The sequence below is a fragment of the Sphingorhabdus sp. genome (assembly GCF_041737645.1).
GTDB lineage: Bacteria > Pseudomonadota > Alphaproteobacteria > Sphingomonadales > Sphingomonadaceae > Sphingorhabdus_B.
On sequence record NZ_JBGSRI010000025.1, the window covers coordinates 1 to 11735 of the forward strand.

10 protein-coding genes are annotated in these 11735 nt (G+C 54.5%); 6 read left to right on the forward strand and 4 right to left on the reverse strand.

The window, feature by feature from the left end:
- On the forward strand, positions 1-1062 hold a 1062-nt coding region (locus tag ACEW72_RS03315), incomplete at its 5' end, for a hypothetical protein (RefSeq protein WP_373474959.1).
- Here ACEW72_RS03315 and ACEW72_RS03320 read toward each other — a convergent pair.
- Genes ACEW72_RS03320 through bchI form a run of 4 tightly spaced genes read right to left on the reverse strand, consistent with a single transcriptional unit; the run spans position 1059 to position 4817 of the window.
- Positions 1059-1220: a hypothetical protein gene (locus ACEW72_RS03320; RefSeq protein WP_373474960.1), complete on the reverse strand. Its 162-nt coding sequence runs from the start codon at positions 1218-1220 to the stop codon at positions 1059-1061. The genes ACEW72_RS03315 and ACEW72_RS03320 overlap by 4 nt on opposite strands.
- A gap of 23 nt (positions 1221-1243) precedes the next feature.
- Positions 1244-2125, reverse strand: a complete 882-nt coding sequence (gene bchO, locus ACEW72_RS03325; protein ID WP_373474961.1) for an alpha/beta fold hydrolase BchO — start codon at positions 2123-2125, stop codon at positions 1244-1246.
- Positions 2122-3819, reverse strand: a complete 1698-nt coding sequence (locus tag ACEW72_RS03330; protein ID WP_373474962.1) for a magnesium chelatase subunit D — start codon at positions 3817-3819, stop codon at positions 2122-2124. Before ACEW72_RS03330 ends, bchO begins: the two co-directional genes overlap by 4 nt.
- A complete protein-coding gene (bchI, locus tag ACEW72_RS03335) occupies positions 3816-4817 on the reverse strand; it encodes a magnesium chelatase ATPase subunit I (RefSeq protein ID WP_373474963.1) in 1002 nt (333 codons plus the stop codon). Before bchI ends, ACEW72_RS03330 begins: the two co-directional genes overlap by 4 nt.
- A gap of 194 nt (positions 4818-5011) precedes the next feature.
- On the opposite strand from bchI, the gene ACEW72_RS03340 reads away from it, so the two are divergent.
- The 5 genes from ACEW72_RS03340 to ACEW72_RS03360 form a co-directional block, all read left to right on the forward strand.
- Entirely contained in the window at positions 5012-5392 is a 381-nt protein-coding gene (locus ACEW72_RS03340; protein WP_373474964.1) for a tetratricopeptide repeat protein, read from the forward strand.
- Between the two features lie 282 nt (positions 5393-5674).
- Positions 5675-7288 (forward strand): hypothetical protein, encoded by a 1614-nt coding sequence (locus ACEW72_RS03345; protein WP_373474965.1) that lies wholly within the window; start codon positions 5675-5677, stop codon positions 7286-7288.
- Positions 7289-7368: 80 nt separating this feature from the next.
- Positions 7369-10089: a TonB-dependent receptor domain-containing protein gene (locus ACEW72_RS03350; RefSeq protein WP_373474966.1), complete on the forward strand. Its 2721-nt coding sequence runs from the start codon at positions 7369-7371 to the stop codon at positions 10087-10089.
- 222 nt (positions 10090-10311) lie between these two features.
- Positions 10312-11097: a type II secretion system protein N gene (locus ACEW72_RS03355; RefSeq protein WP_373474967.1), complete on the forward strand. Its 786-nt coding sequence runs from the start codon at positions 10312-10314 to the stop codon at positions 11095-11097.
- Positions 11094-11735 (forward strand): secretin N-terminal domain-containing protein (locus ACEW72_RS03360; RefSeq protein WP_373474968.1); only part of this gene is annotated, 642 nt, incomplete at its 3' end. The genes ACEW72_RS03355 and ACEW72_RS03360, both read left to right, overlap by 4 nt.

An 11735-nucleotide genomic window follows, 5' to 3' on the forward strand; every position in this document is an offset into this window, starting at 1 on the left:
GGCGGCCTCCTTCCTCCGGCCCGGCAGCCGGACAGCGATCCGTGGGCTTTATTGCGCGGGCGGCGCGACCCATCCGGGCGCGGGGGTCCCCATGGCCGCCTTGTCGGGGAGGCAAGCGAGCGAAGCCTTGCTGTCCGACCATATTTCGACACGCTGGTTCCACCGCAGGGATATCGCTGGTGGTATATCGACGCGCTCAGTGATGACGAACGCTACGGGCTGACCATCATCGGCTTTATCGGCAGTGTTTTCTCGCCTTATTACAAGAAATCAGGGCGCAGCATTCCAATCGACCATAGCTGTCTGAACATCGCGCTTTATGGCCGCAAGGGTGCGCGCTGGGTCATGACCGAACGCGGCGTTTCCGACACCATCCAGCAACGCGACACGTTGAATATCGGGCCAAGTGCCATGCGTTGGGACAACGACAGGCTCATCATCGATATCGAAGAACGCGATATTCGGCTGGGCATCCCGTGGCGGCGGCGGGTGAAGGGGCAGATCATATTGCACCCCGAAATGCTGAACCATCGCGCCTTCAAGCTCGATCCCAAGGGACGGCATCATTGGCAAGCGATTGCCCCGCGCGCCAGGATCGAAGTCAAGATGGACGCGCCCGACATAGCGTGGAAAGGCAGCGGATATCTTGACAGCAACCATGGCAGCGAACCCATCGAGAACGGCTTCAAAAGCTGGCACTGGTCACGCGCCCATGTGGCAAAGCAGGTGGCGGTCATTTATGAAGGCACCCGCCGCGACGGCAGCGAATTTGCTAGCGCGCTCCGTTTTGATGCGAGTGGAACGCCGCAGGAAGACGAGCTTCCACTGGTCGCGCCCTTGCCGCTAACCTGGTGGGGCATGTCGCGGCAGACACGTGCCGATCGAGGCCATGCATCGGTCATCAAGACATGGGAGGATTCGCCTTTTTATGCCCGTACCGCCGTAGCTGCGCGAATGTATGGGGAACCGGTGACAGCAATACAGGAGAGTATTTCGCTCAACCGGTTGGTCAATCCGGTTATCCAGTTCATGCTGCCGTACAAGATGCCGAGGGAAACTTAGTCGGATTTGGAAAGCTCGTCTTTCCTCGCAGCCTTTTCCTTATCCTTCGCAATTTCGCGATTGATTGACCACAGCTGCCAAAACCCGAGTCCAAGGGCTACGGCGCCGGAAAATATGATTTCGACAAAACCCAGATTATCCCACGCGCTTGGTTCCATGTCGGCTCTCCTTCTCTTTCTGTTTAGCCGATGCCCTGTTTTTTCGCAAACCGCGTTATGCTGTCTGCGGCCTGCTTTGGGTCTTCCTCATGCGCCAAATGGCCGAGTTTCTCCATGACCTCTAAAGTGCAGTCGGGAATAAGCGCCGCAGCGTCTTCGACCGCCGCTTTCGGAATAGCCGAATCCTGGCTTGCCCGTATCAACAGCGTCGGGGATGTCAGGTTCGACAACTGGTCGCGTAAATTTTCAAGCCGCCAGTTGGCCATCATGCGGATCGCGCCATCGCAATGGCCCGATTTGCTGAACAAGCGCGTATAGTATTTCGCGCCCGCTGTGTCGATGTTCGAGCCTGTGGCGCGGGCTAGAAACTTGGCGGTTTGGCCTGGTGCTTGCGCCATGCGGGAAAAGATGATCGACACAAAAGGATTGGTGAAAAGCATCTTGGCGAGTTGTGGAAACAGCCGTGCGGCAAGGCCCGGAAAGGGCATCAGGGCAGGGGTGAAGCCGATGAGCGGGATTTGCCATTTGCGGCCGAGTAAAAGCTGGGTGCCGATGGCCACACCGGCGCTGTGGCCGACCACAAAGGCGGGGGTGAGTTTCATTTCGTCCAGCAACGCCGCGACTGATGTTGCCATGCCTTCCAGCGTTGGCCTTTGCCCAGTGCCCTTGGTGAAGCCGTGACCTGGCAGGTCCATCGCGACAACGGTGTAGTGCTTGGCCAGCAAAGGCATAACGTCGCGCCAGCTGTGTGTTGCTGCGCCGGTGCCGTGGATGAGGAGGCAAATAGGCCCGCTTCCCATAATCTGCACATGCCATTCATAGCCGCCCGCCCGCACAAAGCTGCTCGCCGTGCGGTTTGGCCAGTCCTTGCCGTCGGTCGCCCAATCGGGGTAGCGTCCACTCACTGCGCGTTCATGCTTTCAATCGCCGCGACCATCGCCGTACTTTGCGCTTGGGGTAGCGGCAGATAGCGACCATTGAGCGCGACGGCCAATTCGGCGGCTTCTTCGCGAGGGCGGGGCGAAATGTCGATGACGATGCAGTTTAGTCCGAGCGCGGCAACATTGCGCGCCGCGTTATGCGCTTCCTCCATCGCCTTTGTGCGACTTGCGGTTCCGTCCATCGCGACATTGCCCTTGCCGTCAGTAAGGATCGCGATTGTAGGGGTTTGTCCGGCGCGCTGCGCGACCTCTGCCAATTGCTGCGCCGCTATCAGGCCTGCTGCCAAGGGTGTGCCGCCGCCGCCGGGTAATGCGGCCAGTGCCCGCCGCGCCCTGGTGAGCGAGCGTGTTGGCGGAAGCAAAATTTCCGAGCCCGATTGCCGGAAAGCAATCAATGCCACCTGACTGCGTTTGACATAAGCTTGCGCCAGCATCATTTCGACCGCGCCCTTCGCCTCGGCCAACCGCGACAAGGCAGACGAGCCCGACGCATCGACGGCGAATATGGTAAGGCTTTCGCGACGTTGTTCGTAATGGCGGACGCGAAGGTCGGATTTGCGAATGTGGATAGTACGTGTGTCGCCCGGGTGCGCCGCTTGCCGGCGGATAGCTTGCCAGGGCGCAGCGGTTCGCAACGTGTCGATAATGGATAGCTTTTTGCCATGTCCGGGCATACCGGGTCGCGCCCCTAATGGACGCCCGCGAAGGGCGGATTTCTGTTTTTGTCCTGAACGGCCCGCTTGCCCTTTCCCGCCTCCCTTTGCTTTCTTGTCGATCTGGTCGAGAATATGTTTCGGGATAGCTGCGACTGCTGCGTCCAACACTATATCGTCAAGATCGATATCTTCGATCTGGCGGCTGTCGGTATCGTTTGTATTGTCTTCGGGTTGATTTTCGCCGGTTTCCGGTTCTGTCTCAGGTTGCGGCTCTTCAGAAGGAAATCGAGTGGCTCGCGGCGCCAACACCAACCGGACGGCCGCAGCAATGTCATCGCCGTTTGCAGCGTCACGCCCATTTTGCATCGCGTGCATTAGTGCGACCCTATGTGCAAAAACAAGCGGCCGCACCGAGCTTATCCCCAACGCCCCTGCCGTATTCGCAAGTGCCGTTAATTGCACATCGGTGAGTGGTGCAGCATTTGATGCAGACTTTGTGATCGGCCATCGGCCGGGATTTACGTCAAAACTTCGCAAGTCGGATATATCACAATGAAACGCGATCCGTTCGGTCAGGGCAGGCGAAGGGGATTCTTCATCCTGAACAGAATCGTCAAGCAGGATGGCCGCAAGATTTCCGCCGTCCATAACCTGAGCAATATGGGCGGCAATGTCGCTTGGGGTCCGTTCGGCCATTGGCACAATGACTGCGCCGCCGCTGGCATCACTTAGCAGGCCCGGGCGCGTAATGGCCCGACCTGCGGCCAAAGTCGCCGATAGATCTAATCCGCCCAATAGCCGTTCACTGTCGATATTGACCGGAATCCGTTTTACCGGACCATGTCGGGCAATTGCGTCCTGTGCAAAGGCGACCATGCCATCGCGAACCGGACCGTCGCCGCGCAGCATTATTCCGCCTAATTTACGGGGGTTCTGGACGAACAAATGAAGGGCAAGTTCCGCGTCACTGATGTCAACATCAATGGCGCCGTCGATACTCACCCGAAGCACTCCTCCAACGCTCTTTCAATGCGAACGGTTGACCCTGTTTCATCCAGAACATTTCGCCTTAGCCGGTGGCGCAGCGCGAGCGGCGCGATCGCTCTGAGTTGGGCGCGGGTCACGGTCTTTTTGCCTTCCAGTGCCGCAAGCGCACGCGCACCGCGCATCACGGTCAATTCTCCGCGCAAGCCATCCGCACCGACGGCCTTGCACAAGGTTGCCGTATCGGTGAGGATAGCTTCAGGAGTTTCGACTTTTGTGATACCGGCTTTCGCCTTGGCGATCCGGCGCAGCACTTTTGCGTCTTCTTCTTTCCAAAACTCGGCAAAAGCTGAAGCATTTTGTTCGTGCGCGTCGCACCGCTTCATGATTTCGACCCGGTCTTCCACAGCATCGGGTGTTTTGACTTCGACGGATAGCCCAAAGCGGTCCAATAATTGCGGGCGCAATTCCCCTTCTTCGGGATTGCCGCTGCCGACGAGGACAAAGCGCGCCGGATGCCGGATCGAAAGGCCGTCGCGCTCGACCAAATTCTGACCCGATGCCGCGACATCGAGCAAGAGGTCGACGACGTGATCTTCGAGCAAGTTGATTTCGTCGATATATAGAAAGCCGCGATGCGCCTTGGCCAACAATCCCGGTTCAAATTGCTTTTCACCATGCGCCAGTGCGCGTTCGAGGTCGAGGGTACCAAGCACCCGGTCTTCGGTCGAACCCAATGGCAAGTCCACAAACGGAACCGGCATTTTCCTTGATTTCCTGGACGTACATGGATCGGGACAATCGTCGCGCGCATCCGGGGCGCAGTTGAAACGGCATGCGTCGACCATCGCAATAGGCGGCAAGGTTGCGGCCAGGGCACGCGCTGCGGTAGATTTTCCGGTACCGCGATCACCAAAGATCATCACACCGCCAATACGTGGATCGACCGCAGCAATCAGCAACGCCCGCTTCATCTCATCCTGACCGACAATTGCGCTAAACGGAAAAATGCTCATTGCGTTGAAGCTAACAGAAGAATGACCAACGGCAAGATACTTACCGCAAATGGATGCGCAAATTAGACGATTTCTGCAACGCAGCAGCTCCGGGTTGCGCGTTATATTTCATTAAAGTTACAGATAAATGACAATAAAATTGCATTATATGTCACTAAAGTGTAATATTTGGCCTTGGAAAGAGGAGAATTGTCATGAAATCATTATTAGTCAGCGCTTTATTGACCGCTAGTCTAAGTGGAGTCGCCTATGCTCAGCCTGGTTCCAGTGGCGAAATTGGCTATCCTAAAGGATCGATTGGTTATGATGCGTTAGTTGCCGGCGACAACCAGCGTGCGATTTCCCAAATTTTGAGCGGTGAGAGAGTGAGTCGGCGTGATCCGGCGTTGCTCATCAACCTTGGGCAGGCATATGCCCGAACGGGGCGGACCGCCGAGGCTGCCGAATTGTTTACCCGGGCGATCGAAAGCCGGGAGTCTGTTGAGCTGGTTCTCGCCGACGGCCGGATCATGGATTCAAAAGAAGCCGCGCGTCAGGCATTTTCTGGCTTAAAGACCAAAATCGCAACGCGCTGAACCGGGTTTTACCAGAATTTGGTGTATTTTAGCCTATTTGAGGGCGGGTCGTGTGACCCGCCTTCTTTATTTTACAAATAATTAGGGGTCGATACCACGCGATTCCGCAGATGTCACATAATTGCAATAAAAATGACTCCGTATTGAAATCTAATAAACGCCGCTTTGTCACAACCTGCTTCTATGGGCAGACTAGACAGCGGGTAAGGCCTTCGTTGATTCGTCGCTGGTCCGTTGCTTCTGCCTGAAATCAGGCGATATTATTAGTTGCGGAGAATCAGAATGTTAGATCCAAAATTGCGTGGCATTATATATGCGACCGCTGCTGCTGCTCTCGTTGCCGGTTGCGGCGCGGATGACATCGCATCGCCGGGTTCGGGTGGTCCGATCACCATCAACAATCCAGCGCCTCCTCCTCCTCCTCCTCCGCCACCTCCTCCGCCCACAGTCGTTACTGCCGCATCTCAGTGCCCGACGATTTTGGATCCTCAGGGATTGCGTGACGCAGGAACGTTAACAGGCCCAACCGGTTCTTATCGCGTTTGCGAATTGCCGGCTTTGATCCGGACATCGAGCACCTTGCCCAAGGTTACTGGTGTAGTTTACTCGATAAATGGACGGGTTAACGTTGGCTGCGACGGAGGCTTCCGCGCACCGACTGTGGCTTTGCCTAATACTTCAACAACTATTGGCTGTACTGCGGCGCCTTTGACCGCCGACACCAATGTCGTCCTGACAATCGACCCCGGTGTAATCTTGTTCGGTGCTACGCAGCAGTCCTGGATTGCTGTAAATCGTGGAAACAGGATTGCGGCCGTAGGTACTGCCGCTCTGCCGATTATCTTCACTGCACGCGATAACATTGTTGGCGTAACCAGTGACACTTCGCAAAGCCTTTGGGGCGGTGTGGTCCTTTTGGGACGCGGTGTGACAACCGACTGTACGGTCGGCACGGTAGCTTCGAATACCTGTGAGAGAGATACCGAAGGTTCGGCTGACCTCGCACGTTACGGCGGTACCGATAACACATATAATGCAGGCCGGATGAGTTATATCCAGATCCGCTACTCGGGCTTTCCTTTGACTGCGAGCCGCGAATTGCAGGCATTGACCACCGAGTCGATCGGAACTGGCACGATCCTCGATCATATCCAGACGCACAACAGTTCGGATGATGGCGCAGAGTTTTTTGGTGGCGCGATCAACTTGAAATATTACATCGCGACCGGCGCTGACGATGATAGTATCGATATCGACACCGGGGCCCAAGCAAATATCCAATATGCCTTGCTGATTCCGCGTGTCGGTCGCGGCGATGCGTTGATGGAATTTGACAGCAACGGCGCAGAAGCAGACACGCCGCGCACAACAATCAGACTTGCCAATTTCACGGCCCTGCAACCGCAAAGCTCGCCCGATAATGAAGGAAGCTCTGGTGCGAATGCTTCGACACTTTTCCGTGGAAACTCCGACGTGACGCTGATCAATGGTGTTATTGCGACGCCTAACAACGAATGTATCCGGATGAATGGCACCGGCGTGACGCCTGTCACATTGACTGCACGTTCGGTTGCGCTTCAATGTAATGCGACCAAGTTCCTTGGAACAGGAGCTTTCAATGCATCACAGGTTAGCGGCTTTTTTGGAACCGGAGCCAATAATAACAATGATGCGTTCACCGCCAGCTTCACTTCATTGTTTATCAATGGTGCCAATGAAACAGCTATAGTGGCAACAAATCCAAATACTTTTAGCTCGTTCTTTGATGCAACTACGCATGTTGGAGCGGTTCGGGATGCGAATGATACCTGGTTCGCAGGCTGGACTTGCAACAGCGCAACTGCAACTTTTGGTACGAGTGTGACAGGACTTTGCACGTCTCTGCCAACATTCTAATCTGTACATTAGGACTTGGGTGGGACGCTAGCAATCGAGCTGCGTTCCACCCTTTTTGATAAAAAAGTAGGGAAATTCTGATGTTGAAGCCATATAGGTGCGCCAGCCTGCTGCTCTTCACTACGGCACTTGTGACTCCGGCTTTGGTGTCGGCACAGGTATCGACTGAAACACAACCTGAGCAAGAGGCTGTCGATCCTGCGGCAGAAGTTGCCCCAGCCGAAGCCGATCCATCGGTAGCTGAGGGTACGGATCAAACTACTGATGCTACGCAAGCAGAAGAGGAAACCGAAATATCGGTACCTGGCGGCGAAGAAATCGTTGTTCGCGGTTTTCGTGATCGCAACATTGCAAAAACATCTGCTCAGGTCGTTTCTGTCCTTTCGAGCGCCGACATCGCGCGTACCGGTGAAGGCAATATCGCAGGTGCACTTGGCCGGGTCACTGGCCTTAGTGTAGTCGGTAGCGGCTATGTTTACGTGCGTGGACTGGGTGATCGTTATTCTTTGGCCCTGCTCAATGGTTCTCCACTTCCAAGCCCTGAACCACTCCGGCGCGTGGTGCCACTCGACCTGTTTCCAACTGGTGTCATTGCATCATCTCTCGTACAGAAGAGTTACTCCGCCAATTACCCCGGTGAATTTGGCGGCGGTGTTATTAACCTGACGACAAAAGCAACTCCACGCGACCCATTCTTCACGATTGGCGGAAGCATTTCTGGTGATGGTGAGACCACAGGACATTTGGGCTATACTTATTTTGGGGGCGGTTCCGATTGGACGGGCTACACCAATAGCAATCGCAACCCGACGCCAGCTTTGTCCGCATTTTTGTCGAGCGGTGAACGCCTGAGTCAAGGTAATGTCGACCTACAGGAAGTTGGCAAGGGTATCTTTACCGGGCAAAATGCCATCGTTCAGCGCGACGGTAATCTCCCGCCAAATGCTTCAATATCTTTTTCAGGCGGAAAGACATTTGATGTAGGGACATCCCAGCTGGGGATCATTGCAGGTGGTGGATATAGCAACAGATATTTGACCCGCGATTCAATTCAGCAGCGTTCTTTAAGCGCAGACGTTTCAACTGCTGACTCCGACTTTCGTGAAGTCAATACCGACCAACGGATCGTTGTGAATGGCCTGCTCGGCTTGGGTTTCGAATTTGGCGAAAACAAGCTTCGTTGGACAAATCTCTATATCCACGACACTATCAAACAAGCACGGCTTAGCCTGGGCAATCTTGATCAAACAAGCGCCGATATTTTGCGCCAGAAAACGGCATGGTATGAGCGCCAGCTGATTAATACCCAGCTTGTCGCAGAATTCGACATCACGTCAGATTTGGACATAGACTTCAGGGCCGCGTACGCAGAATCGCAGCGTGAGGCGCCTTATGAATTGTCTACCGAATATGTACGCACCAATTCTGCGGCAGACCCTACCGGAGAGTTTTTCGTCAACATATTGAACCGACAACGCGGTGACGCGCGCGTCATTTTTTCAGACCTGAAAGAAGAACTCTTGTCTGGAGGAGTGGACGTAACTTACCAACTAACGCCAGATATCGGCATTACAGTCGGCAATGCTTATTCCGACACTAATCGCGTCAGTTCGCGGCGAGAATTTTTCTACGACGCAAACGGATTGCCATCGGGCGTAGGTTTATTGCGTGCGGACCTCTTGTTGGGCCCGCAAGTGATCGATCTGTTCAATATCAGTCTATTGGAAGCCGATGAAGGCAACCCTGCGTTTGAGGCAAAGCTTCGCACATGGGCGGCTTACGGAAAAACCAATATACAGATCGGCGACACGATCAACATCGACGCCGGTGTCCGTTGGGAAAAGGCGGATCAGTCGGTTGAACCGATCCAGGTGTTCAATACACCAGGCGCATCAGGGGCGTCGACGGCTCTTTTGCGTGAATATTGGCTTCCTGCGGCTACGGTGACCTTTGACGTTACAAGCGAAATAAAATTTCGCGTAAGCGCGTCAAAAACGATCGCGCGTCCGCAGTTTAGAGAGTTGATAAACCAGCCTTATTTCGACCCTGAATCGAATAGGGCTTATCGCGGAAATCCACTTCTGGTGGATAGCCAGCTTCTTAACGGAGAAGCGCGGGTAGAATATTATTTTGCGCCAGAGCAACGCTTGTCAATCGCCGGTTTTTACAAGAAAATTGACAACCCGATTGAGGCTTTTGTTTCGCCAGATTTTACGACCTCATATGCTAACGCACCAGAGGCGACATTATTTGGAGTTGAGATTGACGCTCAAAAATATTTTGATTTGAGCACGATCAGCAGCAGTGATTTTTTTGCGACGCGACGCTTAGTATTAATCGCCAATTATACCTTCACCAAGTCAGAACTTAAAGTTGCTGCGGGGGACACCACGGCTGTTTTTGGAGCATTTTCGACAAACGCAACCGACTTTTTCCAAGATGGTTCGCCTTTGACCGGACAGTCTGATCATATCGTCAACCTGCAAATTGGGATCGAGGATCAAGACAAATTGTCGCAGCAGACATTGTTGCTATCCTACTCGACTGATCGGGTATCAAGTCGCGGAATCAACGGAACGCCTCCCCAGCCGGATGTTATTGAGCGCCCAGGGTTCCGTCTCGATTTAGTTGCGCGCGAAGGTATTAAAATCGCTGGACAGGAAGCAGAATTCAAGTTCGAATTACGCAACATAACCCGCACGAAGTTCCGCGAGTTTCAAAAGAGCGGCGACAATATTATTATCTACAATCAATATGATCGTGGCTTAAGCGCGTCGGCAAGCTTAAGCTTTAATTTCTAACCACACCCATACCCCCACTAACGGCAGTGTATCTTCACCGATGCACTGCCGAAATTTTATTGGCTGCTATCGGCCAGTGGATATCTTCGTCATTAAAATGTAATTTTAATGTCATGCTTAAGTCACAGTGCCGCCTTACGCCCGCAGTGTTGTTTGTAGAATCACGTTGTAAAAAGGGTGGCGATCTTGATGGGGGTGAGGGTTAGTCTGCAATCATTCCGGTTGGCCGCAATCCCATATGCGAAGCTGGTCTTGGGGTTGCTTTCGATATTGTTGGCCATTCAATTTGCCCGCCTGGCCTTTGTACTTGCCACTCCGGTCGGTCCAGTGGGGCAATGGCGCTCCGCTCCGGTAAACATTGTGCCCCAATCGGCGCGTAGCGCTTTGTTTTCCCGCTTTGACGCTTTTTCTCGAAACGAAACCGCCGCCGTGGGATCGGAAAATGTAACGTCGCTCAGCCTGACGTTATACGGCATCCGGTCAAATGAAAATTCTGGCGGCGGTTCCGCGATTATTGCCGGCGAAGACGGGGTTCAAAATAGTTATGCGGTTGGCGAAGAAGTGTCGCCGGGCGTGATCCTCGACGCGGTGGCTTTCGATCATGTGATTTTATCGCGTGGCGGGGTGAAGGAATCGCTGTATCTGGACCAGTCGGTACCCGCCGACAATATCTCCGCTGGCAACGGCGCCGCATCGGGTGTGATGCCGCAGGTTCCTGCATCATCCGGGGCCGAAATGAATGCGGAAAGTCTGCAAAAATCAATCGGCCTTGCCCCGCGCAACGAAGGTGGTCGTGTTACCGGCCTGGTTGTGCAGGCGCGTGACGATGGCACCATGCTGCGCTTGGCCGGATTTCAGGATGGTGATGTCGTCGTCACCGTCAACGGACGCCCTGTTTCATCTGCCACCGACGTGGCCTCCCAATTCCGACCCGGTACCCGCTTGAGTATTGAAGTGGAACGCGGCGGATCGAAAATACCCATTGCACTAAATCTGGAAAAACCGTGAACTCTAAATTCTTATTATGGCTGGCGAGCGCTGGACTTGTTTTGGCAGCTCCTTTGTCTGCCCAGCACTCGCTGAATGTGCGCGATGCCGACGTTAGAGCATTTGTTCAGGATGCAGCGCGGGTCACTGGCCAGACATTTATCGTCGATGGGCGTGTAACCGGGAAAGTCTCTGTCGTGACGGACCGGCCTTTGTCCCGTTCCGAATATTTTGAGGTGTTTTTGTCGACCTTGCGGGCCAATGGCCTGGTCGCAATACCGATGCGTGGTGGCGGCTATCGCGTGCAACCATCGGAAGGGGCGGCGACCCAGCCGAGCCGTGTCGGCAGCAAGTCCGCTGCACCAAGCCAGTTTGTCACAGAAGTGTTCCGCTTGCGTTCGATTGATGCAACGACAGCGGTCGAGACGCTTCGTCCTTTGGTAAGCCGCGAAGGCTCGATGACCGCAAACCGCAACGCGAATAGCCTTGTCGTTGCCGATTATGCCGATAATCTGCGCCGTATCCGTGAACTGGTGCGCCAGATTGATAGGGACTCGGCGGCAACGCAGATTGTTACGTTGGACAATGCCGGCGCGCGCGAAATTGCGACGGCGTTGCAAGGGCTGGCGGGTCAGGGCGGCGGCGAAGGCGGCCGGCCG

What these genes read in the sequence shown, in the direction of transcription:
- ACEW72_RS03320 (WP_373474960.1), bottom strand. Translation starts at nt 1,220, where the DNA reads ATGGAACCAAGCGCGTGGGATAATCTGGGTTTTGTCGAAATCATATTT.
- bchI (WP_373474963.1), bottom strand. Translation starts at nt 4,817, where the DNA reads ATGAGCATTTTTCCGTTTAGCGCAATTGTCGGTCAGGATGAGATGAAG.
- ACEW72_RS03340 (WP_373474964.1), top strand. Translation starts at nt 5,012, where the DNA reads ATGAAATCATTATTAGTCAGCGCTTTATTGACCGCTAGTCTAAGTGGA.
- ACEW72_RS03345 (WP_373474965.1), top strand. Translation starts at nt 5,675, where the DNA reads ATGTTAGATCCAAAATTGCGTGGCATTATATATGCGACCGCTGCTGCT.
- ACEW72_RS03350 (WP_373474966.1), top strand. Translation starts at nt 7,369, where the DNA reads ATGTTGAAGCCATATAGGTGCGCCAGCCTGCTGCTCTTCACTACGGCA.